Here is a 26594-nt window from a genome sequence, read left to right on the forward strand (position 1 = left end):
CTATCCCGCGACCAACTGCAGGCTGACGTTGACGGAGGCGCCCGCCTTCAGCCCGATATCCACCAGCGCCGACTTGGCCGTACCGCTGGTGGCGACGAAGGAGTATTTGCTGGAAGGCAGGTCCAGCGTCAGGGTCGCTTCCGGCATGCGGTGCTCGCTGCTCTTGCCAGTGGCGAGGTCGGTGACCAGCAGGATCGCGCCCCGCACCGGTACGGGACGGCGCAGATCGCCAGAGGTCACGCTGACCACCACCTTGCCGGTGGTCGGCGTAGGCGTGGGAGTCGGCGTCGGCGTCGGTCCGCTGGCCGGTCCGCCCGGTGTCGGAGCCGGTGTCGGTGTCGGAGCCGGCGTCACCACCGCATTGGTCAGCACCGCGCGATTGACCAGATTGGCCTTGAGGGTGCCGACGCCCTGGTTGATCCGCCGGTCCACCACGATATCCGAGCAGTCGTTGTCGCAGCACAAGTAGGGCAGGCAGAAGTCACCGAGCACCACGAAGTCGTCGAGCTGGTCGTCGCTGCGCGGCTTGCTGCTGGCGAACAGTTGCTTGATCGTCTGGTCCGGGGACAGGTCCGGCGCATTGGCCTTGAGCAGCTTGGCGAACAGATCGCCAAGGTCGCCGCGCAGTTTCTCCAGGGCGATGCGCATGCCTGCGTCCAGCTCTTCGCGCCCGGCATACAACAGCACGAAGGTGCCGCCCACCGGCGTACCGCCCTTGTGCTCCAGGCCGGGATGCTTCTGCGCGAAGCCGGGGAAGGTCATCTCCTCGAACATCGACTTCAGGCGCTTGGCCAGCTCCTGGGTGATGGTCGTGCTGGATAACTGTGTCGCTGCCGCGCTGACCATGTCGCGCTTGCCGACGATGGCCAGGTTGGCGTTGGCGATCTCCGCGCCGGCCCTGGCAGAGTCGGTTTCCGCCTGCGTCGCGTAGTTGGCGTAGGCGTCGGTGAAGCCGCGCAGCGCGGTGTCGAAGGCCTCGGCGTCGAAATCGGCCAGGGAGTCGGCGCTGGCTACCTTCATCATGTCCTCGGCGCGCGCCATCAGCGCCACGGACGGGTAGATGGCCTTGCTCAGCTCCTCCTTGTCGCCGGCCACGCCGAGGGTGTCGCTGGCGGCGCGCACGCGCTCGAACAGCTCGCCGCCGATGGCCTTGTCGCGCACCTTGTCGAAGATGCTGGCGACAGCCACGGTCTGCAGCGGCTGCTCGGCGGCGCTCTGGGCGAGGACCTTCACCGTGTCGTTGGCGAAGATCTTCTGATTGCGTGCCGTGCTGAGGAACTGGTCGCTGATCAGACGGACTTTCTGCTGCTCCTGCGGTTCGAGATTGAGCACCGCCAGGTTGGCGTTGAGTACCAGCCCACCAACGGCGCCACCGGCTGGTGGTGCGGTACTGGGAGTGCGCTTGGTCGCCTTGGTGGCGTCGAGACGGCCGAGCACCTGCACCAGCCAGACCATGAAGGCGAAGATCGCCGCCATGATCATCAGGAAGATCACGTCGAGGTCGCGCATCCGGCACATCAGCAGTTGCTGGATGGCGGCCTGCGCACGCTGGCGGGCGGCGTCGTTCTGCCGGGGATCGGCGCTTAACGCGACCCACACCGGCTGGATGGAGAACGACAGGCCGAGCCGACGCTTCTCGCGGATCAGCTCGGCCATGGTCGAGCCGAGCGGCTTACCGAGCACGCCTTCGATACGGATGAAGTCCTGCTCGTCCTGGCGCAGCAGCAACGGATGCGGATTGGCGCTGGCGCTGAACTGCCAGGAGTGGATCGTGCCGAAGCGGTTGGCCCGCGCCTTGCGCCACGACCAGTTGGCGAGCAGGTCGCTGCCGGTATCGAAGCGGTAGTAGAAGGGGATCGCGCGTTCGCCCAGCGGCGCGGCGCCGTCGCGGGACGGGGTCAGCTCGATGTCCGCGCCGAGCAGGCCGCGCGTGGCGTAGGTCTGCGCCAGCAGCACCAGGCGTGAGAACAGTGCGCGCAGCTCCGCGGCCTTGTCGTAGCCGGAGTCCAGCGCCGGGGAGGGTACGAAATGATGGCGGCGGCGTGCCGGCGCGCCTTCCGGAGCGGCCCCGCCCTTGGCGGCCAGGGCGTCGTACTTGGCGTATTCGGCGAGGGTCTTCGGCGCGCCGGCGAAGGCCAGCGCTCGCGGTTCCACATCACCAGCGAGGATATGTCGGGGGAAGCGTTCCGGGTTGGGCGCGCACTCGGCGTCGAACGTTGCCGCGCATTCGACGAACTCGTTGTAGCCGAGCAACATGTCGTGCATGCCGGCGTAGAGGTATTGCAGCAGTACCGGCGTCTCGGCCAGCGCCGCGAACATGTTGAGCAGGTGGTATTTGGGGATCGGCCCGTCGGGGAAGCGGGCGTCCGGATAGATATCCTGCAGCAGCGGCTTGTAGGCGTTCCACGCGGCGTTCATCGCCGGCATTGCCTGGCTGGCGGCCTTGGCGATGCAGGCGAGGTAGCGGCCGTAGAGGTCGGCAAGGGCGACCAGCGCACTGCCGGCCGGATTGACCTTCTCCATCGTCAGGCGCGGCAGGCCGAGGCGCGGGTGGTTGGCGCGGTCCACCGGGCGGCCGGCGATGGCCTGTTCCTGGGTCAGGATGGTGTCGGCAACGCTGCGCGATACCAGCAGGCGGCGCAGGGTCAGGTTCATCTCCGAGCCCTTGTCCGAGCAGTCGTTGACGTCGCAGTTCTTCAGCGATTCGAGGTTGGTTTCGAGGAACAGCAGCACCGTCTTGTCGGCGACGAAGGCGGCCGTCAGCGGCGTCGGCGTGGCCTCGCCGGGCGCCGGCTGGAAATCGGTGGGCAGCAGCTCGAAGGCCTCGCGCTGGGTATTGCCGTCGAACAGGAAGGGATAGCGCGCCTTCGCCTTGTCTTCCGGCGTGGCGTTGGGAGAGGAGGGGATCGGCACCGTGTAGGGGCGCACCCGGTCGAACAGCGTGTGGTCCTCGAGGATCAGGTGCCCCAACGAGGTGACGGCGACGCCGCGCGACAGCGCCAGGGTGCCGGCCGTGGGGCTCCAGTCCGGACGCAGGCCGCAGAGGATGCCGATGCCGGTGAGGTTGGCGCGGGTGGTGCGGTCCTGCGGTTCGAGGTATTCGATGATGTCGTTCAGTTGCTCGGAAGTGAGCACCTGGCCGGTCTCGAACACCGGGTAGAAGGTCTGGATGTCCATCTGCCGCGCTCCCTAGAAGATGCCGAGGGCCGTCGAGCCCAGCCGGACTATGGGTTGTTCTTCACCCGCGTCGCAGTCGTGCAGCGATGCGGCGGGGTAGACGGTGGCGAGCGATTCGAGGATTTCGATCAGCTTTCGCGCCGTGTCGCTGACCTGCGCGTGATCGGGACCCGGCGCGGCCTTGGCGTCGAGCCAGGCGTGGTAGGCGGCGTCGAGTTCGATCATCTGCCGCTGGCCAATCCAGCAGATTTTCACCTGCACGTGGGCCGGCGCTTCCTCGCGCATGGTGCGTTCCAGAAGCGAGCGGAAGTTCAGGTTGCGGAAGCGCTGCGGCCAGTACGGCAGCACCACCGAGACGCGGAACGAGTACGGGTCCTGTTCGCCGCAGAACCGGCAGTTTTCGTCCAGGCACACCTGCAGCAGCTCGTCGCCCTTGGCGAACGGCCGCAGCAGGATGTGCTCGATCAGGTGCATACCTTCCGAGTTGCACAGGTCGGAGGCGAGAATCTCGTCGTAGCGGTCGACGATCGCCCGCGCTGCCTGGTAGGCGTCGGCCTCGGTGTCGAAGGCGGTCCGGTGGGTCAGTGGTGTCGGGCCGGAAACGATGCGCAGGGTGAAGGTGGTGGCGCCCTGGGTTTCGGCGATCTCGAAGGCGGACTCCTCGCGCAGGCCCGGATAGACAGCGGCTGCGGCGGCCAGCGCGGCGTCGGTATCGGCGAAGGTTTCCTCGGAGGCGAACAGCAGCTGGTTGCCGGCGTTGCGGATCACCACCTGGAATGCGTCGCCGACCTTCAGGGTGCGGAAGAGCTTGTCGAAGTGCCCGGCGCAGTGCAGATCGCGCCGGGTCAGGTCGTCGATGCCGAGCAGGCGGCCGGCGCGGCGTTCCAGGCCGGAGATGTTGTCGCTGTCCCACACCCGCGCCGGGTCCTCCGGGCGGATATTGGCAGCCTGTCCGCGCTCGCGGGACAGGCGCGGGTACTCGGCGAGGAAGTCGATCTTGTCCTCGATCAGTTGGTCCGAGGTCTTCAGGCGGTCGCCGGAGAGACGGAACGACAGCAGCGCGTAGTCGGCGAAACGCTCGGCGAAGCGCGCGATCAGGTGGTCGAGCACGCGGTTGCGCCGTTCGAGGAAGCCTTCCTCGGTTTCGTTCAGGCGCACGCGGGCGATGTCGTCGGCCAGCGTGGCGTCGATGTAGAACTCGCTGTCGAATTCGTCCAGCGAGCCGGCGATGCCGCTCAGGGGTGGGCTGAACCAGGTGCGGTCGAGAGTCTTGTCGAGGGAGTAGAGGCGGCGCAGGTTGGCCAGTTGACCGAGGTAGTCGGCCAGAATCTGGTCGAAGAAGGTCAGGTAACCCTTGAGCTGGCGCGCCTTGGCGATGCGTGCGGCGATGAGTTTGGCGGCCTCGGGGCCTTCGACACCCTCGGCACCTTCGGTGGGCGAGATGCGCGCCGTGCCGATCTTGTAGGTGGCCGGGAAGTCATGTTGCACGCTGTAGAAGGCGTCGGTGTTGCGCCAGCGTCCCAGCGGCACCGGCAGCACCTGGTCCGGCGGCACGTACAGCTCGCGGCGGTCGAGACCGCGCAGGTAGTCGAGGGTGCGCTGGAACTCGGTGACCTGCGCACGGTAGGGGATGCCGGCCTTGTGGAAGAGCAGCTTTGAGCCTTCCGTGTAGAACACCGGCTGATGGTCGGCGGGCACCGCCAGCGTCCACTTCACCGCGTTGCCGACGGGCTGGCCATCGCTGCCATAGACGCGCAGCTGCAGATTGCTGATCGCCTCCACGCCGTCGATGTCCACCACCAGGTTAATGATGTCGGAGGCTTGCACCTTGCGCCGTTGCTCGCTGTTGGCAAGGTCCTCGTCGGTGATGAAGCCGGGTTTGGTGAATACCGGCTGGCCGTTGCAGGTGAAGGCGAAATCGACGTAGGGGCCGTTGAATATCTCGTCGGGTTGGCGGCCCTCGCGGAGCATCTCTTCGAGGGTGCGGTAGCGCACCGGTGCCGACAGGTATTTCTCGATGGCGTGGAATACCTGGGCCTGCACCTGCTCCAGATCGGCGTCCGGCGTCACCTCGATATCGGCGCAGATGCCGATGCGGTAGGGGATCACCGTGGCGATGGAGAGGAAGTCCTCGCACAGCCCGCGATTGGCGTGCAGCACGCAGCGCACCGCGTCGAGGGACTGGACGCGGCGCTGCTGCTTGCGCCAGAACAGCGGCAGCAGGTCGTCGTCGGCGCTGGTCGCCAGCAGCACGTCGCGGATCGCCTGGGCGGTGATGTTCAGCGCCGGGCGGTCGGGGCGCGGTCGGTCCTCGATCACGCGGAGGGTGCAGGGCTTCAGGGTGAGCGTCTGGCCGCCGTCGAGGGTCAGGTTGAGGGTGGCGTTGAAGCCGCCCGGGGTCGAGGACACGCTGAGCGAATCGAGGCTGGCGAGGCCAGCGGCGAAGTCGATGCTGCCGGCGAGGAAGGCCGGGTCGGCGCAGTCGAAGGCCAGCACCGCACCCTTCAGCGGCCCACGGCGGACCTGGTAGAGCAGCGCCGACTCGTTCATCGATCCGAGCAGGTCGTCGATCTCCAGTTCCACCCGCACCTTGTACAGGCCGGAAAGTTTCACCGGATGGTTGGCCTGGTTCGCCGCGCTCTTCGCCTCGAAGCTCAGCGCGTCGGCCAGGCAGTCGGCGTACAGCGGCACTTCGGCGAGGCGGTAGTTGGCCGGCTCGGCCGGGTTCTGCATCGGGTCGAGCCAGGCGTTGCGCAGCCCTTCGATGCGCAGCAGCAGGCGGCGGTAGTCGAAGATCGTACGCGGCGCGGTGGTCAGCACCTCATGGGCCGGGGCGAGGCCGGAGAGGCTGGCCGGGTCCATTTTTCCATCCGGTCCGGTCATCAGGTCGACCGTGGCGAAGCGCGTGCGGTAGGTCAGGTCGGTCAGCGCGTAGCAGAGGATTTCCAGCGTGGTGATACCGGGGTCGTGCAGGTTGTGGTCGGTCCACAGCAGGCCGGACAGGCGCTGGAGATGCCCCAGTCCCTCGGCGCGCAGGTGGCTGTAGTCGAACGCGGGGGCCAGTTGCGGCTGGCGCGGGATGGAGGCTTCAGGCATTGCCGGGCACCTCGCTGATGCTGTGGCGGGCGGCGGATACCAGGATCGAGCGCGCCGTGGTGGCCTCGATCAGCTCCACGTCCACCGGCGTCCAGCTGCCGGTGGGGGCGGCGATGTCGACCTTGTGGTAGAGGCGGAACTCGGTGACGTAGTCCACCTGCGGCAGCTCCTCGACGAAGTCGATGATGGTGGATTTCCACAGCCGGCCGCCGAAGGTGATCTCGCCGCCGCCGGGACGCGACCAGGGCGTGAGGAAGCCGATCAGCGCCTTGTTCAGCTCGTTGATGTAGAAGGCGATGTCGCCGATCCCGGGCATGAACTTCACCTTGAAATCCACCTGCACCTCCTCGAATTTCGGGTTCTGCACCTCCAGCCGCACGAACGGCGAGATGCGCCGGCGCAGGAAGGAATCGACCGCCGTCAGGGTTGCCTGGTCGGTGTATGGACGCAGCGGGTCGCGGGCGTTCTGGCCGTGGGTCCAGGGCACGGTGACCACGGTCACGGCGCCGGGCATCAGCTCGTTGTCGGCGACTATCACGTTCTGCGCATTGCGCTCCAGTTCGGTGGTGCTCAGGCACTTCACCCGGTACAGCCGGGGGAAGGCCTCCAGCACCAGCGCCTCGTAATCCCACAGGGTCACCGCGCGGTCCTTGTGCCGCAGCCGCTCGCTGACGCGGGTGGCGAAGGCCCGATTGCCTTCCCGCGGGCGGCCGTCGAAGGAGCTGTAGGGCTGGGTGATCTTCTTGATCGCCAGTTCCGGCGTCGCCAGCTTGGCAATGCTGCCGGCCTGCAACGGGGTGGCGAGGAAGGCCGGGTCGTTGCCGCTGTCGATGAAGCTGGCGCGGGCGGCCTGGGCGTCCACCGAGAGCAGGCGGTTGAGCGCGTCGGCGTCGTGGCTGGCGGCGATGCGAATCCAGTGCAGGCCGGCGGGCAGCACGCGGTGATTCCGGTCCGCCGCTTCCGGCAGGTTCAGCCCGAGCACGCCGGAGCTGCTGAAGTTGTGCGTCTTGTCGTCGATGTCCTGCTCGTCCAGCGCCAGCCAGGCGTCGCCGTCGAGGTAGTGGAACTGTAGTGGCGGCGCCTGCTTCGGCGGATCGCCGGAGCCGTCCGCCACCTGCACCAGCAGGGTCAGGCGGGCGGGGGCGGCGAAGTCCTGCACGCCGATCAGCAGCGCGCCCGCGAACGGCAGGGCGGGGAACAGGCGGCCGTCGGCAGTGCCATCGGAGAAGCCGAATGGGTGCAGCAGGGTGAAGTCCTCCACCGGGTCGCGGGTGGTCGCGTAGGCCGCTTCGAGGCGGGTGATCAGCGGGTTGTAGGGCTCGCGCGGGAGGCTCTGGGTGGTGAGGTTGACCGACGTGCTCGCTACATACGCGGCGCCGCCGGAAAGACCGATCAGCGCACGGGTGTTCTCGCGGACGAAGGCATTGTGGCCGAAGTCCACCGGCAGGCGCAGACGCACGAAGCCGTTCAGCGAGGTGGCGGTCAGCGGCTGGTTCTCCAGCGTCTGTTCGGTGAGGCCGTCGATCAGGTCGGCGCTCTTCATGGCGATTCCCACGCCGGTTTCGCCGAGGCCGATATCGGTGTTGTTGGTCGGCTTTCGTCCCCGGCCGAAACGCCGCGAGGTCTTGCTGACGCTGCCCGGCACGGCGATCCACTTGCCGCCGCTGAGCACCGCCTCGCCGGGGTTGTAGCTGTCGGCCGAGCGGTTCCAGAAGTAGCCGGTGCTGCTGTAGCTGGTCGCCCAGTCGAGGCTCAGCGCCCAGTCGTCGATGGACTTGGAGAAGATTTCCGCCGAACCGACGATCCACTGCGCGCCGGCCAGCGGTTGCGCGCCGAACGGGGCGAACGGCTTGGCCACATCGACCACGCCGCCACCGGCGATCACCATCAGGTTCTTCAGGCCGGAGGCTTCGGTGGCGAGGGTCAGGCGGCTGGCACGGATGTCGCGCAGCACGGCGAAGGCGCGGGCGCTGGAGGATGCGGCGAAGTCGAAGGTGATTTCCGCCACCGGCACGCCCGGTGGGTAGTCGCCGCCGTGCAGCTTGGCGTCGAGCGGGACGATGGGCGGATCGTCGGGATCGAGGTCGAGGGTGATCTCCAGGATATGCAGGTCCTTGCTGCCGGTCTTCCTGTCGGCGAAGGCGTTGGGTTTCTTCTTCCGCGCATTGCTGGCGGCGGCCTTCGACTGGGCCTTGCTCTCAGGTCGGGTCGCAGCCTCTTCCGCCGGCTCGCTGAAGCTGTTGTCCAGCACCGTGCTGATCTGTGCCGTGCCGGTCAGTTCGAACCAGCCCGTTTCCCCGGTCAGCCGCACGACCCAGCGCGGGCTGATGGAGGTGCTCGCCAGCGGGCTCTTCAGTTCTGCACGGATGCTGATGCTGCGGGTGCCTTCGCGCAGGAACAGCTTGCGGTCGGCAACGGCGAAACCGATGCGCGCGGCGGGGCTGACTGATGGGCCGAAGGGCGGCCAGCTCGGCTCGTCCTTCGCCAGTTCCACTTCGCCAAGGCCATCCCGCGAGCGCACCGCCAGCGCGGCCAGCGGTAGGCAGGTCGGCGCCGATGACGTGCCGCCGGCCAGCACCTGCAGGCCGCGCAACTCGGCGACGCTGGCGCGGTTGACGACGATATCGTTGTCCAGCGCGTAGGACACCGGATTGCCCAGTGCGTCCTTGCCGGCGCGCAATAGTGTACCGGCGCGCAGCAGGTGGGCTTCCACGCCTTTCGCCAGTTCGAACAACAGGTGCACGCGGTCCGGCTGCGCGGCGCGGTTGTCCAGGCGCAGCACTTCACGGAAGTAGAAGTCCAGATGGCGTTCGGTGAAGCGGTTCATTTCGCCACGGGCGTGCTGGAACAGCTTGAGGAAGGCCAGCCACAGGCCGTAGTTCGGCGCATGTCCGGCGAAGCTCGCCAGCGATTCCTCAAGGTGGGCCACGGCGTCTCGGCGGATGCGCTCCAGCGCCTGGTAGACGTGCTCCACCGCCGTGCTCAGCAGGTTGTAGCTGAGGGCGTCGTAGATCTGCTCGTACCGTTGGTTCGACTGGCCGATGGCGTCCACATAGGGCGACGGATCGGCGGCGGTGGCGGCGTACAGGGCAGCCCAGCCGGCCGCATCGACCTTGGCGAGAATCGAAACCGGCAGCGGCGCCACGGAAAACTCCGGCTGGCCGGCGATGGCCGCGGCGATGGTGGCGGATAGGCGCAGGCGCTTGTCGCCCGCAGCGCCGTCGATGTTGTAGTCGGCCGGTAACAGCGGGTCGTCGGCGAACACCTCGTTGCCGATACCGAGGCTGGCGTCGAAGCCGCCCTTGTACCAGCCGATCAGCCCGCCCAACGGCTCGGCCAGGTCGCGGGCGGCGAGTTCGATCAGGGTGGCACTGAATGGATGGTCGGCGGGCAGGCGCTCATGGTGGCGGCCGGCGATCTGCAGCAGCACCAGCGGCAGGTGGAAGGCGAGGCGCATGTGCGTGGCGAGTTGCGCCGAGTCGCGGGCGGGGTCGGCCTTCAACCAGTTCTCCAGATCGAGCTGGGTGCCGCGGAAGGCGTCCACCGGCAGTTTGGCCAGTGCGGCGAGGCTGGCGGTGACGTCGCTTTCGAAGAACGCGGTCCAGTCGCCGGCTTTCGCATTGCCGGCGTCGTAGTACTGGATGTGTTTGGCGAAGCGCTGGCCGAACAGGATCAGGTCGGGCAGGTCGCGCTCGTCGGGAAGGAAGTGGTCGGTGGCGAGTTCGGCGCGGATGCGGCCGTCCTGGGTCGTGCCGGAGCGAACCAGCGGATTCCCTTTCGCGCAGGTCACGGTCTCAGCCCTCGTTCAGGTAGTAGGGGTAGACGAAGTTGAAGCGCGAATTGGAGCCGCGCACCCTTGTAGCCGATGGCGATCAGCAGGCGGCCGGCGAGCGGGTCCGGCTCGACGGTGATCTGGTCGGCGTCGATGCGCGCCTCGTGGTAGATGATCGCGGTGCGGATCAGGTTCTCCAGCCAGGCGATGCGCGAGGCGTTCATCACCTCGAACACCGAGCTGTCCAGCGCGCAACCGAACAGCGGGTTCATGATCCGTTCGCCGAGGGCGGTGCTGAAGATGATCCGCAGGCTTTCCTCGATATCGCGGATGCCGCTGCTCATGCTCACGCTGGCGGCCTTCTTGTCGAAAGCCCGGCGGAAAGCTCCAGCCGCTGCCGATGAAGGGATCTTCCAATGCCATAGCGCTGCTCCTAGCCGATCATCACGGTGAAGTCGCCGAGCACGATGCTGCCGCCGTGGGCCGTGCTGTCTCCCATCCGCGCCGCCGGCTTTCCACCGATCATCACCGTGGCGGAGCCGGCGACGATGCTGTCCGGCGGGCCGGAGCAACTGGCGCTGTCGCCGACCACCGCGGCGGGCAGGCCGCCGATCAGCACGGTGGCGACGCCGGGGCCGAGCACCGGGCCGCCGACATGGGGCACGGTGCCGGTGACCATGGGGCAGACGTGCAGGTCGTTGATGCGCGCGGCGGGTGGCATGGCATTTCCCCCTTCAGTTGATCTGCACCAGCGAGCCTTTCACCACGGTGCTGGCGCTGGAGCTGACCTCCGCGCCGCCCGAGCCCTTGGCCTTGAAGCTGGCATTGGCCGACAGCTCGACGTTGGTGCCTTCGATCTTCACGTCGCCGGTGGCCTTGAGCGTGATATCGCCGGGGCTTTCCATGGCGATGCCGTCGGAATTCAGCTCGATCCTGTTGCCGTTCTGGTCCTCGACGAGGATCGACTTGCCGTCCTCGGAGAGCACGATCTTGTTGCCGGCCGGGGTGTCGATGGTGGCGATCACCTTGTCGTCGTCCCAGTGGATGCGCATGCCGGCGCGGGTGACGATGGCCTTCTCGTGGTTGTCGTTGGAACCGCTCAGCGGATTCGGCTTGGCGCTGGAATGCAGCGCGCCGAGGATCACCGGGTGGTGCGGGTCGCCGTCGAGGAAGCCGACCACCACCTCATCGTCCAGCTCCGGGCGGAACGAGGTGCTGCGCTTGTTGCCGGCATCCAGTAGCGCCTGCCGTGCCCAGACCAGCCCGTCGGTTTCGCTGATGGTGGCCAGGCGCACCTGGATGCGGTCCTCGCCGGCCGGGTCGCTTTCCAGCGCGGCCACCACGCCGATCTGCAACCCTGGCACCGGCGGGGCGATGCCGCCGGCAGCGGGGGCGGCCACCGGGTAGCGTTCGGCGTGGGCCTTCGGATCGGAGCCGATCAGCACTTCGCTGACCCAGTCGCCCCGGCCGAGGCGATGACGCACGCCGGAGACGAAGCCCAGCCCGTTGAAGCGGCTGCCGAAGCCGCCGAGGTCTATCAGCACGCCGGGCAGCAGGTCGGCGTTGCCCTGTACGCGCACGCGGCCGCGCACCGCAGCCCGCCGCGCGCGGCCCATGCCGGCGGCGGCCCACTGGTCGAGCATGGCCTGGTCCAGCGCGCCGGGGTGGCGCAGCGCCGAGCCCACGCCGCCGGTATTGGCGAGGTCGCTGCCGGGGATGTCGCCGGGGCCGGGGGTGGCCACGTCGTCGGACTGGCTGGTGACGAGTTCCTGGTTGGCCATGTCCCAGGCGCCGGTCTCGACGGCGCTGAACTGGGTTTCCGCGTCCAGCTCCAGTTCGGCGGAGAACAGCCCCTGGCCGAATACCGCCGAGACAGCCGCCGCACCGGCGACGGCGGGTGGCGCGACGCTGACCTTGCCGTCGACGCAGATCACCGCGAAACCGGCCATTTCCGCGCGCATCACCAGGAAGTCCCAGTCGCTGGCCTGATGCTGCACCACCTGCGGATGCTTGAGGCTGGTCGAGGTGACGTCGGCGGTCAGTCCTGCGTTCAGGCCGATGACCTGCTCCATCACCTCGGAATCGGTGAGGTCGCTGAAGTTCCGCGAGCGTCGGCCGAGGGTCATGCGGAACACCGGGTCGCGCAGTTCCACGGTCAGCCGCGAGCCGCCACGCTGGTCGACCTCGATGCGCTGGCGGACGACGAGCCCCTTGAACAGCGTGCTTTCTTCGGAGGAGTAGCCGCCGAGGATTTCCACCTCGACACCGGGGATCAGCGTGGCTTCCTCGGAGCGGGCGAATGTCTGCTTGGCCGCATCACCGTCGAGCAGCACGACGGTTGCCTTCGGCACGCGATTCGCTTCTCGGCGGATCTCGACCGAGACGATCTCGTACTCTGCGCTCAGCGCGGTACCGTCGGCCTTCACCGTGAAGGTGGTGAGGTTGGTGGCGCGGGTATCGAACTCGGGCAGTCCGGGCATCGCGTCACCTCACCGGTGGCAGGTACAGCGCGCTGCCCGGGGCGAGCCGGCGCACGGTGTCGAGCTGGTTGGCTTCGGCGACACTTAGGTAGTGTGCCGGGTCCTTGTAGACGTCGTAGACCAGCTTGGACAGGTGCTCGCCCTCACGCACTTGATGGGCGTGCTCGATGTCCGGCGAAGCGAGGTTCTTCAGCAATTCGCCGAAGCCCTTCGGCGTGTGCTCGCGGAAGGTAACCGACATGCTCGCGCGCAGCGGCAGGCCGGCGGGGGAGAACAGCTTGTAGGCGACCGAGTAGCTTTCCAGCACCGTGGTCACCAGCAGCCGTCCCCACACCAGCATGAGGAAGCGCGGCCTGTGCACGTTGCCGGCGAAGCCGACGGTGAGCTTGAACAACTCGATCTGCGCGACCACCGAGAGGCCGGTGGAGGGCGCCACCGCATCCAACGCGCCGGCCGGCGGCGGGGCGGGGGAGACGCCGGTGCCGTCGAGCAGCAGCTCGAAGCTGTACTTCTTCGGATTGACCCGCTCGAACTTCGCTTCCGATCCGGCCGAACCCTGTGGCGGCTCGTCGGGGCCGTACTTGAATTCGGTGGTGTCGGTATAGGTTTCCGGGTTGAACTGCACGATGAAGGGCGGCCCGGCCGGTGGGCCCATGGCGCCCTCGGAATCCTCGAAGGGGATGATGGTCAGCTTGAGCAGCGCGCCGTCCATGGGTCAGCGCTCCCCGATCCGGTCGAGTTCGCGTTCCAGGTAGTCGATCACCCGCTGGGTCACTTCGGCCACCAGCGCTTCGCGATCCACCGGCGTGCCGGTCGTCTGCGTCGGCTGTTGCCCGGAAGCCGGCAACGGTTGATCGACGGTGCTGCGGATCACCACCTCATTGATGAAGACTGGCATCGCTCTTTCCTTAGTCGACGCGGAAGTACTGGTAGGCGAGCTCCAGGGTTTCCACGACGATCTCCGAGGACTCGGCGCTGAAGTCCGAGATCACCCACTTCTTCGGCCAGGCGCCGACCACCGTGTAGGTCTGCAGCGGCGCGTGGGTTTCGTCGAGCAGCGTCACCCACACCGTCACCGGCTGCACCACCAGGTTGTGCACGGCGTCCAGCACCCACTTGCGCAGCCCGGAGTCCACCAGCAGGCCGCGCTTGAGGACGAGATCGGGATAGCGTCCGCGCACCGGCAGCTTGTGCGAGAAGCGGTTCTCGCCGCCCTCGTTGTAGGCGAACTCCTCCAGCTCCATGGTCAGCCCGGAAACATCGCGGAAGCGCACATCGCGCTCCGTCGCCCCGGGCACGTCGAAGCGGGCGTTGAAGTGGAAGCCGACCGGTGGCAGGTAGACGCTCATGGCGCCGCTACTCGTTCTGGATGGACAGGCCGTCATGGGCCAGTTCGATGGACTCGATGGCGATCTCGTTGCCGTCGGCCTTGAGGTCGGTGGAACCGATCTTGGTCGGCCAGGCGTTCTTGATCTTCCACACCATCACCGGCTCGTGTGCCTCGTTGAGCAGGCTGACGATCACGTCACGGCGCTCCACGGTGTTCAGCGACACGGTGTTCCACCAGTTGAAGTAGTCGTTGTCCGACTTGAACACGCCGCGCTTCATGGTGACGTTGGGGTACTTCTGCATGCCCGGAATCTTCAGCTTGGAAAACTCGCGCAGCGCGCCGTCGCGGTATTCGATGACCTCGGTCTCCACGTCGAGCCCGGAGATCTCGGTGAAGCCGATGCGCGCGCCACCCCATTGGACCTGGAAGTGGAATTTTGGAAGCGGGTAATCGCTCATTACGTATCCCTCCAGGCGTTAGGCTTCAGGCATCTTCTGCATGAAGCGCAGGACGATGAATTCGGCGGGGCGGACGATGGCCAGGTGCACCTCGACGATCATCAGGCCGTTGAGGATGTCGTCGGCGCTCATGGTCTGGCCGAGCCCGACCACCACGCGGAACGCCTGCTCCGGCTTGGCGCCCATCAGCGCGCCGTCGCGCCACTGGTTGATCAGGAAGTTCTCGATCATGGTCCGCGTCTTGACCCAGGTGTTGGCGTCGTTGGGTTCGAAGACGAACACACCGACCGCCTTGCGCACCGACTCCTCGACGAAGTTGGCGAAGCGCCGCACGTTGATGTAGCGCCACTCGTTGTCGTTGCCCGCCAGCGTGCGGCCACCCCAGACCAGCGTGCCCTTGCCGAAGAAGGCGCGGATGACGTTCACCGACTTGCCGGTGGTGGCATCGATGTTGAGGCCGTCCTGCAGGTCGTTGGTGGCATTCACCGCCGGGCCGAGCACCAGGCTCAAGCCGACGTTGGCCGGCGCCTTCCACACGCCGCGGGTGCGGTCCACCTGGGCATACACGCCGGCGATGGCGCCGGACGGCGGCAGGGTGACGTAGGCTTCCGCGATGAAGGCCTGGATCGCCGAGTAGACGGCGGTTTCCTTGCCCTTGATGTCGAGGGTGCCGTCATTGAGCTTCTTGCCGGCGGCGTTGGTCACCGGCGTCGAGGTCTCGCCGCCATTGTCGGCCACCGTGACCGTGTTGAAGGCGGTGAGGGTGACATTGGCATCGGCGCTGGCGAACGGGATGTTGGTGTTCACGTAGGGGAAGTACGCGGCGCCGTACTTGAGGAACTCCACGGTGTTCTTGGTCACCTTGGCGCGGAAGTTGGTGGTCACCTTGGCATTGTCGTCGGTGCCGGCGACCACTGCGTTGCGCACGTCGGCGATGGTGAAGCGGTCCTGGGTCTTGTTGCAGCTGGTCAGGGCGGCGTCGACTACCGAGCCGTAGTCACCGTCGTTGGCCAGCTTCACCGCGTCGGGGAACACCAGCAGGGTCGGCTCGTCCACCGCTTCCAGCGCGGTGATTGCATCGGTGAAGGCGCTCTTGCTGGCGTTGCCGTAGGCCCCCACCGAGTAGACGTAGCAGGGCCCGCCGCCGTTGGCGAAGTACAGCTGCATGGCGTAATGGAGGAACTGCGCGGGCACTGCCGGCTTGCTGGTCCAGCTCACCGCCACGCCGAGCAGCCGGCCGCCGGCGGTGACGCGCTTGTTCACGCTGATCGCCATGTCCTGCACCGGCGGCTTGCCGAACCAGGCTTCGTATTCCAGCAGGGAGGTTAGGCGGACGGCGGTTTTGGTCAGGTCTTCGCCCTGCTTGCCGACAGCTTTCTCGGTGTAGCCGATGAAGGCGGGAATCGCCGTGGCGACCGGAGCGACCGAGGGCGGAAAGACGGGAATTTCCTCGACGTAGACACCTGGGGTGCTGTAGCTGGGCATGATGTGTCCCTTCGTTGGGGTGGATTGGGACTGCTGTATCCGGGCGGAGCGAAGGATTGCGGGTGTGAGGCTCTCAGGATCGTCGTCGGCCAGGTGCCGTCAGCGATGCGCGGGCGGAGAGGGCGGGGCAGCTCATTCGATCACCTGGTTCAGTACGATGGTGGTGACTTCCGGCGCATCCTCGATCTTGTCGCGCTGCACCCTGAGCATCCGCACCTTGTAGACCACCGAGGGGAAGTAGGCGTCGCCGAGTACGCCCCAGAGGTTGTTGAGCTGTTCGAAGTTCATGTTGACCATCTCGAACACCAGCTTTTCCAGCGACGGCGGAAAGGGCGTAGCGCCCGGCCCGGACTGAGACGCGGCGGAGAACCAGCGTCTGGACTGGAACAGCTCGATGGTCTTCGAGAGGTGGATGAGGCTGGTTTCGTAGGGGTCGAACTTGAAGGCGATCAGCAGGTAGAGATTGAGGAACACTGGTGGCTCGATGTAGCGGGACTTGCCTAGGCGCTTCTCGACATGCGGCGTGTTGCGCAGGACCGGTTCTTCCTCAATGTTGATCATCGAGATGTAGGCGCCGAAGGCGCTGGCTTCCTCCGCCAGCTTGCGCGCCGAGTTGGCGATGACGTCGCCATTGGCCACACCAAGGTGGCGGCGCACTTCCTTGCGGATGAACTCGACTGCGTCAGCGATCATGGGCCAGATCCCTCTGTAGAGTGTCGCGAGCCCGTCCTACAACTTGGGACTTGGTATAGGACCGGGGCCTGGCTCCGTCAATTTCTCGGCGAGACCGGAACCCGCCAGGAACGTGCGTTTGTGGCTTTTTGATATCCCGCGTAAGGGCCGATTCCCGTAGCGTCCTGGTTTGCGCAGGGTGGAAAACGCCGTTTGTCCGGAAGGTGTTTTCGCCTCTTTTCGAGGCATCGTGGAGCAGAGCGGAGAGAGGCATCGCGCAATCGCCTGTTACAGCATTCGGCGATATTTTTTACGCCCGGATTATTGCCGACGACCTGGCCGGGCACTTCGGCATTGTGAGTCGCCCCGGGTTTCGTGGAGGCCTCAACTCTTGAGCAGATGAGGTCATGAGCAAGATCACGACCTATTCCCCCGAAATTCGCGAGCATGCTGTACGCATGATTCTGGAACACCTGAATGAGTCCCCCTCGGAGTGGGCGGCCATCGAGGCCATAGCCCCCAGGATTGACTGCGCTGCGCAAGCCCTGCGTGGCTGGATTCGCCGGCATCAGACCGACGCTGGGCAGCGCCCTGGCGCGACCACCGAAGAGCGTGAATGCATCAAGGTGCTTTAGCGAGAAAATCGCGAGCTGTGCAAAGCGAACGAGACCCTGCGCCTGGCCAGTGCGTATTTTGCCCAGGCGGAGCTCGACCGCCGTATGAAGTCCTGAAGGCGTTTTTCGATCACTATCGTGTCCGTCTCGAGGGCGAGTCGATCTGTCGTGTCCGGCGTGATGAGCTGCTGAGTCTGGAAGTCAAACGTGGAAAAACTGCGAGGCTGTCGAGATGGCGACCTTGAGATGGGGGCGCCGGCACAACCATGAACGTCCGCTGAGCTCGATCGGCTCTATCCCACCTGCGGAGGCTGAGGCAAATCCACCGGCAGCAAAGAAATCAGGCCATGGCGGCCTGGCTTGAACGAAGCGGCCTCCACGAAACCTGGGGCGATTCAGGTAGCGCTCCCACAACACCGGCCGTTGATGTGGAAGGTCGCTTCGCTCCTCTGCACTGAGGGCAGAATTCGCTAATGCATCGACGATTTTGCTGTCGATCCTGTGGAACTCGCGTTCAATCCATCTCAGGACTCCAGATCCCTGGAGCCAGGGCAAAGCGAAGCAAAAGCATCCAAACAAAAAGATCGTCGATATGAACGTGGCTAGATTTAGCAGGCCTTGGCACCACAAATTCAGGAGTACCTGGCACGGAATCCAAGCAATGAGGGCAAGGTAGCCGGACTGCGAGGTCGGGGAGTTCCAGAAGGAGGGGAGGTAGGGTTTTCTTCGCATGGCGGTTCCTTTGGTTGATAGGAACCTCATGCTGGCAAATTCACGAAATGGATGCATCCGAACTGGGGGCACTTGCGTGGACTTGCCCCTATCAAACCGGACACCGTTACCCCGTTAAGTTGATGCCTCAGCCAGGCGCCTGAGCTCGCGAGGTGATCGGTAGTTCAGTGCGCTGTGCGGATGTTCCTCGTTGAAATGCTCGAAGGCGATGGCCAGGTTGCGCAGGGCCGTCACTCGATCGGGCTTGGGCATATGGCGGATGTAATCGCGCTTCATGGTCTTCACGAAGCTCTCCGCCATGGCGTTGCTCTGCGGGCTGCACACCGGTGTTGTCAGGGGCAGCAGGCCGATCTGCCGGGCAAAGGTCCGGGTCTGTTCGGCGGTATAGGCCGAGCCGTTATCGCTCAGCCATTGCACCGGCGACGCCGGCAGTTAGCTGCCGAAGCGTTGCTCGATGGCCTCCAGCATCACGTCGCGGACATCGTCGCCGCTGTAGCCGTTTGGGCTGGCGACCCAACTGATGGCCTCGCGGTCGCAGCAGTCCAGGGCGAAGTTCGCGCGCAGTTTTTCACCGTCCTCGCAGCGGAACTCGAAGCCATCCGAACACCAGCGGGTATTGCTCGTGTCCACGGCGACGCGACCTTTGTGACGCCGCGCCACCTCCGGTTGTTTGCGCCGGCGTTCCAGCAACAGATCGTGGTCTCGCATGACGCGGTACACCCGCTTCACGTTGACCGGTGGCTGGGCCTGCTGCTCATGCTGGCGACGCAGTACCCCCCAGACCCGGCGATAGCCATAGCTGGGCAACGCGCCGACGGCCTGCTTGATCTGCTCGATCAGGGCCGCATCGTTTAGCGTCCTGCGGCGACGCGGCTGCGGCCCCCCCGGAGCGGGCTTTTTTGTCGGCGGTGGATCAGTTCACCACGTTGCGCACGAAACGCAGCAGGCGGTCGCCGAGGTTGTGGTAGGCGAAGGGACGGTTGCTCTTGAACACGTGGAAGCCCCCGGCTTCGACTTGCACGCGCTCGCCGTCGATCTCCAGGGTCAGGCTGCCCTCGATGACGTAGACCATGTCGTGCCAGCCCTCGGCGTCAGGCTCGGAGCGGTAGTGCTCGCCCGGCGCCAGCGACCAGTGCCAGAGCTCGGCCTGGCGGCTGGCCGGGGTGCTGGCCAGCAGGGTGCCGCGGCTTTGCGGTGAGCGGCCGACCCAGGCCACAGCATCGACGCGGGCGAGGTCGACGGTCTGCGGCGGGCGCACCAGGTCGGCGAAGGTGACGTCGAGGGCGGCGGCGATGCGGTCGAGGGTGGCCAGGCTGACATTGGTGTCGCCGGCCTCGATGCCGACCAGCATGCGTCGGCTGACTCCGCTGGCCTTGGCCAGCGCGTCCTGGCTGAGGTCGGCGGCGCGGCGCAGATTCTTCACGTTGTCGGCGACGTGGACCAGCACGCTCGGGCGTTCGGTAGAATTGGGCAATATATTGCTCATTGGTCCGATTTTGCGCATTATGTTGCACATAAGCATACGCCAGGACACTGGCTACGGTTCAACCCTTTTGGTCGCCTTCCATGCCTCGCTCCCGTTTTGCCTCGCTGTTCTACCCCGTCGCCGTGCTGATGGTGTCCATGGCCTCGATCCAGAGCGGCGCGTCCCTGGCCAAGAGCCTGTTCCCGGTGCTCGGTGCCCAGGGCGTGACGGCCATGCGCCTGACCTTCGCCGCGATCATCCTGCTGGTGCTGCTGCGCCCGTGGCGCCAGCCCATCGCGCGCAAGTCCTGGGCTTCGCTGCTGGCCTACGGCATCACCCTCGGGGGCATGAATCTGATGTTCTACATGGCGCTGCGCACGGTGCCGCTGGGCGTTGCAGTAGCCCTGGAATTCACCGGGCCGCTGGCGGTGGCGCTGTATTTCTCTCGCAAGGCGCTCGACTTCCTGTGGATCGCCATCGCCGTGTTCGGCCTCTGGCTGCTGTTGCCCATCGGCAACCTGGGGCAGGGCGTCGACCCCACTGGCGCCGCGCTGGCCTTGGCGGCAGGCGTGTGCTGGGGGCTGTACATCATCTTCGGCCAGCGCGCCGGCTCCGACCACGGCACCCAGGGTGCGGCCCTGGGCGTGACCATCGCTGCGGTGTTCATCGCACCCATCGGCATCGTGCATGCCGGCACCGCGCTGCTCGATCTTCATCTGCTGCCGGCGCTGCTCGGCGTGGCAGTGCTCTCCAGCGCCTTGCCCTACACCCTGGAAATGGTCGCCCTGACTCGTCTGCCGGCGCGCACCTTTGGCACCCTGATGAGCATCGAGCCGGCCTTCGGCGCGCTCTCCGGGTTGATCTTCCTCGGCGAGCAACTGACCTTCCTGCAATGGCTGGCAATCGCCGCGATCATCGTCGCTTCGGTCGGCACCACCCTCAGCAGCCAGCCCGCGCAGCCGGTGCTGAACGCGCCGGCGCCGGACTGAGTCAGGCGTCCAGGGTCGCCGCCAGGCGCTCCTGGATGAAATCGAGGAAACACTGGATGCGCAGGGCCAGCTGCGAGTTGCGGTAGTAGACCGCATGGATGGGCTGGCGCGCCCCGCGCATGGCCTGCGGCAGCACCTTCACCAGACGCCCGGCGGCGACGTCGCGGCAAGTCATGTAGCCGGCCAGGCAGGCGATGCCCTGGTCCGCCAGGGCCAGTTGACGCAGCGTTTCGCCGCTGGAGGCGGAAAGCGTCGGGGTGATTTCCAGGCTCGCACCGCCGGCGTGGCGCAGCGGCCAGGTGTTCAGGCTCTCCGGCTGGGTGAATCCGAGCAGGCTGTGGCCGGCCAGCGCCTCGACGCTCTTGGGCGTGCCATGGCGCTCCAGGTAGGCCGGGCTCGCCAGCAGGTTCAGGCAGCTGCTGCCCAGCGACCGGGCGTGCAGGCTGGAATCGCTCAGCGCGCCGATGCGGATGGCGACGTCGGTGCTCTGCTCCAGCAGGTCGATGTTCAGGTCATTGGTGTTTAGCTGCAGCTCGATCTCCGGATAAAGCTCGCGGAAGGCATCCACGTGCGGCACCACTGCGTGCAGCATGAAGGGCGAGGCGGCATTGATCCGCAGGCGCCCGGACGGCCGTTGTTGGCGCAGGGCCAGGCGCTCTTCCAGGTCCTCCATCTGCGCCAGGATGTGCCGCGCGCTGTCCAGGAAGAACTGCCCCTCTTCGGTGAGCTTCATGCGCCGCGTGGTGCGATTGAGCAGGGTGGTGCCGAGCTTCTCCTCCAGCCTCGCCAGGGTGCGGCTGACCGCCGAAGCGGTGAGGCCGAGTTGGTCGGCGGCAGCGGTGATGGAGCCGCTGTCGATGACGGTGGTGAAGGTGCGGAGTTCGTCGGATTGGACTTTCATCGTGGCCCTTGGGACGGATGCTTTGCGTAGGAGCGAGCTTGCTCGCGAACAGTCCTCTCGCTCCTTTGCTAATTTCGTCATCCCCGCGAACGCGGGGACCCAGAAACGCCTTGTTCGGTGTAGCGCGCCGCTTCTGTGTGCTCTGAGAGTTCTTGTTTCGCCTCTCGGCGAGTCACTTCTTTCAAACGCCAAAGAAGTAACCAAGAACGCTTGCCCCGACATACGGGTCCGGCAAGCCGGACTTCCCTCGCACATTCCCACGCACCCGGAGGCCCGCCCCGAGGGTACGTCCCTGTAGCCCTCGGGGCTCTCGCGACATCCATGTCGCTCAACCTCCTCTGCGTGGGCTTTGCTCGGCCTCCTGTAAGGGGCGTTCCGGAGTGCGTGGACGTTTCTCTGGAAGTCCCAAGAGCGAAGCGCGTATGCGCTTTTCGTAGGAGTGGCGGTTTCTCAGAACGTCCCCGGATAAGCGCCGCCGTCGAGCAGCAGGTTCTGCCCGGTGAGGTAGCCGGCGTGGGCGCTGCAGAGGAAGGCGCAGAAGGCGCCGAACTCGTCCGGGTGGCCGAAGCGTCCGGCGGGGATCGCCTGCAGCCATTCGCCGACCTTGGCGTTGTCGTCGCCCATGCCCTTGCGCAGGCGGTCGGTGTCGAACGAGCCGGGCAGCAGGGCGTTGAGCGTGACGTTGCGCGCGGCCAGGCGCGGCTGCCGGGCGAGGCCGGCGATGAAGCCGGTGAGGCCGCTGCGGGCGCCGTTGGACAGGCCGAGGATGTCGATCGGCGCCTTCACTGCCGAGGAGGTGATGTTCACGATGCGGCCGAAACCGCGCTCGGCCATGCCATCCACCGTGGCCTTGATCAGCTCGATGGGCGTGAGCATGTTCAGCTCCAGGGCGGCCAGCCAGTCTTCGCGGCCCCAGTCGCGGAAATCGCCGGGCGGCGGGCCGCCGGCGTTGTTGACCAGGATGTCGACCTGCGGGCAGGCCGCCAGCAGCGCGGCGCGCACGTCCGCCTGGCCGACATCGCCGGGCACGCAGCGTACTTCGATGTTCGGGTTGTGCTGGCGCAATTCCACGGCGGTGGCTTCCAGCGCCTCGGCGCCACGGGCGTTGATCACCAGGTTCACGCCTTCGCCGGCCAGCGCCTTCGCGCAACCCTTGCCGAGGCCCTTGCTGGCGGCGCAGACCACCGCCCAACGTCCAGCGATACCGAGATCCATGGGACTTCTCCAAATCGGTTGAGAGTGCGGCCACGATGGCCGGGTCTTCCATTTACCCGTGCCGTCGTCGCCGTGCAAGCGGCTTCGCCTCAGTCCCAGGTCGGGGCCAGGCCGGCCGGGCTGGTGATGCGCTCGTTGCGTTCCAGCGCGGCGATGGCGGCCATGTCCGCCTCGCTCAGGCGCAGTTCGCGGGCAGCGAGGTTGCTGGCCAGGTTGGCGCGCTTGGTCGAGGACGGGATCACCGCATAGCCCAGCTGCATCGCCCAGGCGAGCACCACCTGCGCCGGTGTGGCGCCGTGGCGCTGGGCGATCTCGCCGATCACTGCGTCGCCCAGGACCTTGCCGTAGCCAAGGGTCATGTAGGAAGTGATGTGGATGCCGCGGCGCTGGGCGAACTCGACCACCTTGCGGTTCTGCAGGTAGGGGTGCAGTTCCACCTGGTTGGTGGCGATGACGCCACTGCCGACTGCGTCGAGGGCTTCCTGCATCAGGGCGACGGTGAAGTTCGATACGCCGATCTGCCGGGCCAGGCCGCGCTCTTGCGCTTCGGCGAGGGCACTCATGTATTCGCCGACCGGCACCGCGCCATTGGGCGAGGGCCAGTGGATCAGGAGCAGGTCGACGTGGTCGGTGTGCAGCTTGCCCAGGCTGTCTTCCAGGCTGGGGATCAGCTTGTCGCGGGAGAGGTTCTCGGTCCAGATCTTGGTGGTCAGGAACAGCTCGCCGCGGGCCACGCCGCTGGCGCTCAGGGCCTGGCCGACGGCGGCTTCGTTGCCGTAGATCTGCGCGGTGTCGATGGCGCGGTAGCCGAGCTCCAGCGCGGTGCTGACGGAATCGATGACCACCTGGTCCTTGAGGCGGAAGGTGCCGAGGCCGAGGGCGGGAATGCTCATGGGAATCTCCTTGGGTCCTGTTTCAGTTGGCCGCCAGTGCGGCTTCGGTATGTTCACTGCGGCGGTCGAGACGGCCGCTGAGTACGGTCAGGGCGAAGGCACCGAGAGTCACCAGGGCGGCGATCCAGGGCGTGTGGCCCAGGCCCAGGTGGCTCACCACCAGGGCGCCGCCCCAGGAGCCGCCGGCCACGCCGAGGTTGAAGGCGGCGATGTTGAAGCCCGAGGCTACGTCCACTGCGTCCGGCGCCACGCGTTCGGCCTGCTGCACGACATACACCTGCAGGCCGGGCACGTTGCCGAAGGCTACGGCGCCCCAGGCCAGCACGGTCAGCACCACCAGCACCGGGTGCGGCGCGGTGAAGGTCAGCACCAGCAACACGGCGGCGAGCAGCAGGAAGATGGTCTTCAGCGCGCTCACCGGGCCCTTGCTGTCGGCCAGGCGTCCGCCCCAGATATTGCCGACCGCTACCGAGACACCGTAGGCCAGCAGCACCAGGCCGACCATGTTCGGGGCAAATCCGGCGACGTCCTGCAGGATGGGCGCGAGGAAGGTGAAGGCGATCAGCGAGCCGCCGTAGCCCACGGCGGTCATCGCGTAGACCAGCAGCAGACGCGGTTGCAGCAGCACACGGGCCTGGCGCAGCAGCGGCGCCGGCGGGCTGTGCTGGATGTTCTTCGGCACGAACAGCAGTGCGCCAATCAATGCCACCAGGCCGAAGGCGCTGACCACCAGGAAGGTGGTCCGCCAGCCGAAGTGCTGGCCGATGAAGGTGCCCAGCGGGATGCCGGTGACGAAAGCCACGGTCATGCCGCTGAACATGGTGGCGATGGCGCTCGCGGCCTTGTCCTTGCTCACCAGGTTGGTAGCGATGATCGAACCGACCGAGAAGAACACGCCGTGGGCGAGGCCGGTGAGGATGCGCGCGACGATCAGCGACTCGTAGGTCGGCGCCTGCCAGGCAACCAGGTTGCCGGCGGTGAACAGCGCCATCAGGCCGACCAACAACAGCTTGCGAGGCACACGGCCGGTGAGCGCGGTCAGCAGCGGCGCGCCGATGGCGACGCTGAGCGCGTAAAGGCTAACGAGCAGTCCGGCGGAGGGTAGGGTGACGCCGAGGTCCCCGGCGATGGTGGGGATCAGGCCGACGATGACGAATTCCGTCGTGCCGATGGCAAAGGCGCTGAGAGTTAGCGCCAGCAAGGCGAGGGGCATGGTTCGCTCCAGTGGAAGGGGATTCACTGGGGCGCAGTATCCGGATCTCGACTGCTGAGAAAAACGCCGGTAGCGGCAAAGGATATTTGATTTGGAATCAGGAGTAGCGCGTGCCGCAGCAGGCGCGGATCTTATCCGCGAATACTCCGACCCCTCGTACCCACGTTGAACGCCGCTCCCTCTCCTCAGCCCTCTCCCGCAAGCCGGAGAGAGGGAGCCGTACGGCGTTGGTGGTGATACCGGCGTCATCCCGTAGGAGCGGACCTTGTCCGCGAACTTCCCGCGCCAATCTCACCTGTAGGAGCGCGCCATGCGCGCGATTCGCGGCCATGGGCCGCTCCTACAGATTCCGTCCGCGCTTTCTCTGCAGCCATGAAAAAGCCCCGCGCTAGGCGGGGCTTCCTTATATAGCGAACGCTCGACTCAGTTGCCGGCTGCAGCCGCGGCTGCCTGCTCGGTCAGGGTCTCGGTGTGGTCGCCGTGGTTCTTGCTGAACTGCGGGGCCAGGGAGCCGATGACCATGCCGAGTGCGCTGCACAGCAGGCCTACCAGTTGCGGCGGCCAGAAGTCGCCTTCCTGGTAGCCCATCTCCAGCGACACCCAGCCGATCAGGCCGAAGGCGATGGCGGTCAGGGCGCCCTGGGTGGTCGCGCGCTTCCAGAACAGGCCGAAGAACAGCGGCACCACTGCGGCGACCAGGGTCACCTTGTAGGCGTTGCCGACCATCTCGTAGATGCTGGCGTTGGAGTACAGGGCGAACACGCAGGTGGCGACGGTCATGGCCAGTACGCTGATACGCATCAGCTTCAGGGCCTGGTGGTCGTTCAGGTGCGGCAGCATCGGCTTGAGGATGTTCTCGGTCAGGGTCACCGACGGGGCCAGCAGGGCGCCGGAGGCCGAGGACATGATCGCCGAGAGCAGGGCGCCGAAGAACATGATCTGGGCGAACATCGGGGTACGTTCCATGATCAGGTGCGGCAGGATCTGCTGGGCATCTTCGTTCAGCCAATGCTTGACCATCTCCGGGTCGATCATCGACGCGGCGTAGGTCAGGAAGATCGGCAGCATGCAGAAGGCGAGGTAGCAGGTGGCACCGGTCATGGTGGCGCGCGAGGCGATCTTCTCGGTCTTGGCCGACATCACGCGGGCATAAACGTCCTGCTGCGGAATCGAACCGAACATCATGGTCACAGCCGCGCCGATGAACGCCACTATGTCCTTGGCCGAGGTGCCTTGCAGGAAGTGGAACTTGCCTTCGGCCGCCGCATGGCTGATCACCGCTTGCGGGCCGCCGGCCAGGTCGCCGATCAGCCAGACCAGGTAGAACAGGCCGCAGACGATGATGATCATCTGCAGGAAGTCGGTCAGGGCCACGGACCACATACCGCCGAACAGCGTGTGCAGCAACACGATCACGGTGCCGAGCAGCATGCCCTGGGTGGTGGTGATGGCGCCGTCGGAGAGCACGCTGAAGCATACGCCCAGGGCGGTCAGCTGGGCGGCAACCCAACCCATGTAGGAAATGATGATCACCAGGCTGGTGAAGATTTCCACGTGCTGGCCGAAGCGCTTGCGGAAGAAGTCACCGATGGTCATCAGGTTCATGCGGTACAGCGGACGGGCGAACACAAGGCCGACCAGCATCAGGCAACCGAAGGAGCCGAACGGGTCCTCGATGATCCCGGCGAAGCCTTCCTGGAGGAAGGTGGCGGGAATGCCCAGTACCGCTTCGGAGCCGAACCAGGTGGCGAACACCATGGTCACGACCAGCGGGAAGGACATGCTTCGGCCGGCGGAGGCGTAGTCGGCGGCGTTCTTTACACGGGTGGCGGCGTAGATGCCGACGATGACGGTGATCAGCAGGTAGATCGAGACAAACCAGATCAACATGATGGTTTCGTTTCTTCCATTGGCTGGCCAGGCACGCGGGGTAGGGCGACACAGCTGGCAGGTTTTTGTTTTTGGACATGGCGTCCCGGCTCGCACCGGAACCCGGGTGGCAGTGACGTGGCCTGCCCCCGGTTCGCAACGGGCGAGCAGTCTGCCAAAGACGTAAAATATGTCAAACAATTACAAAGGGTCTGAATGAAAAAAATGACAGC

General features: G+C 66.2%; 19 protein-coding genes, 3 pseudogenes and 1 other annotated feature. Of the genes and pseudogenes, 3 read left to right on the forward strand and 19 right to left on the reverse strand.

The genetic code is table 11. The annotated features are described in order from the left end of the window. From PKB_RS29990 to PKB_RS12990, 12 genes are all read right to left on the reverse strand, one after another. The gene (locus PKB_RS29990) at positions 1-3177 is read right to left on the reverse strand and encodes a hypothetical protein (protein ID WP_043252284.1); all 3177 of its coding nucleotides are present in this window, start codon (positions 3175-3177) and stop codon (positions 1-3) included. 12 nt (positions 3178-3189) lie between these two features. Then, complete coding sequence (locus PKB_RS12940; protein ID WP_043252286.1) at positions 3190-6273, reverse strand: hypothetical protein; 3084 nt, start codon at positions 6271-6273, stop codon at positions 3190-3192. Continuing rightward, a complete protein-coding gene (locus PKB_RS12945; RefSeq protein WP_043252288.1) occupies positions 6266-10063 on the reverse strand; it encodes a baseplate J/gp47 family protein in 3798 nt (1265 codons plus the stop codon). Before PKB_RS12945 ends, PKB_RS12940 begins: the two co-directional genes overlap by 8 nt. Continuing rightward, complete coding sequence (locus PKB_RS12950; RefSeq protein WP_242411244.1) at positions 10060-10389, reverse strand: GPW/gp25 family protein; 330 nt, start codon at positions 10387-10389, stop codon at positions 10060-10062. The genes PKB_RS12945 and PKB_RS12950 overlap by 4 nt, the downstream gene beginning before the upstream one ends. Positions 10390-10478: 89 nt before the next feature. Continuing rightward, entirely contained in the window at positions 10479-10766 is a 288-nt protein-coding gene (locus PKB_RS12955) for a PAAR domain-containing protein (RefSeq protein ID WP_043252290.1), read from the reverse strand. A 13-nt stretch (positions 10767-10779) separates the two neighbouring features. Beyond that, a complete protein-coding gene (gene vgrG, locus PKB_RS12960) occupies positions 10780-12525 on the reverse strand; it encodes a type VI secretion system tip protein VgrG (RefSeq protein WP_043252293.1) in 1746 nt (581 codons plus the stop codon). Positions 12526-12529: 4 nt separating this feature from the next. Further along, on the reverse strand, positions 12530-13237 hold the full coding sequence (locus PKB_RS12965; protein WP_043252297.1) for a CIS tube protein: 708 nt from the start codon (positions 13235-13237) through the stop codon (positions 12530-12532). Positions 13238-13240: 3 nt separating this feature from the next. Beyond that, positions 13241-13423 (reverse strand): DUF5908 family protein, encoded by a 183-nt coding sequence (locus tag PKB_RS12970; RefSeq protein ID WP_043252298.1) that lies wholly within the window; start codon positions 13421-13423, stop codon positions 13241-13243. Between the two features lie 10 nt (positions 13424-13433). Further along, positions 13434-13874: a phage tail protein gene (locus PKB_RS12975; RefSeq protein ID WP_043252300.1), complete on the reverse strand. Its 441-nt coding sequence runs from the start codon at positions 13872-13874 to the stop codon at positions 13434-13436. 7 nt (positions 13875-13881) lie between these two features. Continuing rightward, positions 13882-14313 (reverse strand): phage tail protein, encoded by a 432-nt coding sequence (locus tag PKB_RS12980; protein WP_043252302.1) that lies wholly within the window; start codon positions 14311-14313, stop codon positions 13882-13884. Between the two features lie 18 nt (positions 14314-14331). Next, complete coding sequence (locus PKB_RS12985) at positions 14332-15798, reverse strand: phage tail sheath family protein (protein ID WP_043252305.1); 1467 nt, start codon at positions 15796-15798, stop codon at positions 14332-14334. 132 nt (positions 15799-15930) lie between these two features. Continuing rightward, the gene (locus PKB_RS12990; RefSeq protein WP_052355271.1) at positions 15931-16491 is read right to left on the reverse strand and encodes a Pvc16 family protein; all 561 of its coding nucleotides are present in this window, start codon (positions 16489-16491) and stop codon (positions 15931-15933) included. A gap of 386 nt (positions 16492-16877) precedes the next feature. Here PKB_RS12990 and PKB_RS12995 point away from each other — a divergent pair. Together PKB_RS12995 and PKB_RS30565 are read left to right on the forward strand one after the other, a co-directional pair. Then, positions 16878-17257, forward strand: a pseudogene (locus PKB_RS12995) (transposase); the annotation flags it as partial. After that, positions 17156-17274: a sequence feature (AL1L pseudoknot), on the forward strand. Its footprint overlaps the pseudogene before it by 102 nt. A gap of 18 nt (positions 17275-17292) precedes the next feature. After that, positions 17293-17424, forward strand: a pseudogene (locus PKB_RS30565) (IS3 family transposase); the annotation flags it as partial. Between the two features lie 506 nt (positions 17425-17930). Here the strand turns inward: PKB_RS30565 and PKB_RS30140 are convergent. Continuing rightward, a pseudogene (locus tag PKB_RS30140) lies at positions 17931-18686 on the reverse strand (IS3 family transposase); the annotation flags it as partial. Between the two features lie 43 nt (positions 18687-18729). Next, positions 18730-19332 carry a helix-turn-helix domain-containing protein gene (locus PKB_RS13005; protein WP_052355272.1) on the reverse strand — a complete coding sequence of 201 codons (603 nt, stop codon included), beginning with the start codon at positions 19330-19332 and terminating at the stop codon, positions 18730-18732. A 50-nt stretch (positions 19333-19382) separates the two neighbouring features. On the opposite strand from PKB_RS13005, the gene rhtA reads away from it, so the two are divergent. Further along, positions 19383-20270: a threonine/homoserine exporter RhtA gene (gene rhtA / locus PKB_RS13010; protein WP_043252306.1), complete on the forward strand. Its 888-nt coding sequence runs from the start codon at positions 19383-19385 to the stop codon at positions 20268-20270. A 1-nt stretch (position 20271) separates the two neighbouring features. On the opposite strand, the gene PKB_RS13015 is transcribed toward rhtA, so the two are convergent. The 5 genes from PKB_RS13015 to PKB_RS13035 all read right to left on the reverse strand — a co-directional run bounded on the left by PKB_RS13015 (position 20272) and on the right by PKB_RS13035 (position 26382). Continuing rightward, the gene (locus PKB_RS13015) at positions 20272-21171 is read right to left on the reverse strand and encodes a LysR family transcriptional regulator (RefSeq protein WP_043252308.1); all 900 of its coding nucleotides are present in this window, start codon (positions 21169-21171) and stop codon (positions 20272-20274) included. Between the two features lie 450 nt (positions 21172-21621). Continuing rightward, positions 21622-22386, reverse strand: coding sequence for an SDR family oxidoreductase (locus PKB_RS13020; protein ID WP_043252311.1), 765 nt, complete (start codon positions 22384-22386; stop codon positions 21622-21624). A gap of 89 nt (positions 22387-22475) precedes the next feature. Beyond that, positions 22476-23279: a 2,5-didehydrogluconate reductase DkgB gene (dkgB, locus tag PKB_RS13025; RefSeq protein WP_043252313.1), complete on the reverse strand. Its 804-nt coding sequence runs from the start codon at positions 23277-23279 to the stop codon at positions 22476-22478. A gap of 22 nt (positions 23280-23301) precedes the next feature. Continuing rightward, positions 23302-24492 (reverse strand): MFS transporter, encoded by a 1191-nt coding sequence (locus PKB_RS13030; RefSeq protein ID WP_043252314.1) that lies wholly within the window; start codon positions 24490-24492, stop codon positions 23302-23304. A 423-nt stretch (positions 24493-24915) separates the two neighbouring features. Further along, the gene (locus PKB_RS13035; protein WP_043252315.1) at positions 24916-26382 is read right to left on the reverse strand and encodes a high affinity choline transporter 1; all 1467 of its coding nucleotides are present in this window, start codon (positions 26380-26382) and stop codon (positions 24916-24918) included. Positions 26383-26594: the final 212 nt, after the last annotated feature.

The organism is Pseudomonas knackmussii B13 (genome assembly GCF_000689415.1).
Classification (GTDB): Bacteria; Pseudomonadota; Gammaproteobacteria; order Pseudomonadales; family Pseudomonadaceae; genus Pseudomonas; species Pseudomonas knackmussii.

Coding starts and splice junctions, on each gene's coding strand:
- PKB_RS29990 (WP_043252284.1), bottom strand. CDS start 3,177: ATGGACATCCAGACCTTCTACCCGGTGTTCGAGACCGGCCAGGTGCTC.
- PKB_RS12940 (WP_043252286.1), bottom strand. CDS start 6,273: ATGCCTGAAGCCTCCATCCCGCGCCAGCCGCAACTGGCCCCCGCGTTC.
- PKB_RS12950 (WP_242411244.1), bottom strand. CDS start 10,389: ATGAGCAGCGGCATCCGCGATATCGAGGAAAGCCTGCGGATCATCTTC.
- PKB_RS12955 (WP_043252290.1), bottom strand. CDS start 10,766: ATGCCACCCGCCGCGCGCATCAACGACCTGCACGTCTGCCCCATGGTC.
- vgrG (WP_043252293.1), bottom strand. CDS start 12,525: ATGCCCGGACTGCCCGAGTTCGATACCCGCGCCACCAACCTCACCACC.
- PKB_RS12965 (WP_043252297.1), bottom strand. CDS start 13,237: ATGGACGGCGCGCTGCTCAAGCTGACCATCATCCCCTTCGAGGATTCC.
- PKB_RS12970 (WP_043252298.1), bottom strand. CDS start 13,423: ATGCCAGTCTTCATCAATGAGGTGGTGATCCGCAGCACCGTCGATCAA.
- PKB_RS12975 (WP_043252300.1), bottom strand. CDS start 13,874: ATGAGCGTCTACCTGCCACCGGTCGGCTTCCACTTCAACGCCCGCTTC.
- PKB_RS12980 (WP_043252302.1), bottom strand. CDS start 14,313: ATGAGCGATTACCCGCTTCCAAAATTCCACTTCCAGGTCCAATGGGGT.
- PKB_RS12985 (WP_043252305.1), bottom strand. CDS start 15,798: ATGCCCAGCTACAGCACCCCAGGTGTCTACGTCGAGGAAATTCCCGTC.
- PKB_RS12990 (WP_052355271.1), bottom strand. CDS start 16,491: ATGATCGCTGACGCAGTCGAGTTCATCCGCAAGGAAGTGCGCCGCCAC.
- PKB_RS13005 (WP_052355272.1), bottom strand. CDS start 19,332: ATGTGCAACATAATGCGCAAAATCGGACCAATGAGCAATATATTGCCC.
- rhtA (WP_043252306.1), top strand. CDS start 19,383: ATGCCTCGCTCCCGTTTTGCCTCGCTGTTCTACCCCGTCGCCGTGCTG.
- PKB_RS13015 (WP_043252308.1), bottom strand. CDS start 21,171: ATGAAAGTCCAATCCGACGAACTCCGCACCTTCACCACCGTCATCGAC.
- PKB_RS13020 (WP_043252311.1), bottom strand. CDS start 22,386: ATGGATCTCGGTATCGCTGGACGTTGGGCGGTGGTCTGCGCCGCCAGC.
- dkgB (WP_043252313.1), bottom strand. CDS start 23,279: ATGAGCATTCCCGCCCTCGGCCTCGGCACCTTCCGCCTCAAGGACCAG.
- PKB_RS13030 (WP_043252314.1), bottom strand. CDS start 24,492: ATGCCCCTCGCCTTGCTGGCGCTAACTCTCAGCGCCTTTGCCATCGGC.
- PKB_RS13035 (WP_043252315.1), bottom strand. CDS start 26,382: ATGTTGATCTGGTTTGTCTCGATCTACCTGCTGATCACCGTCATCGTC.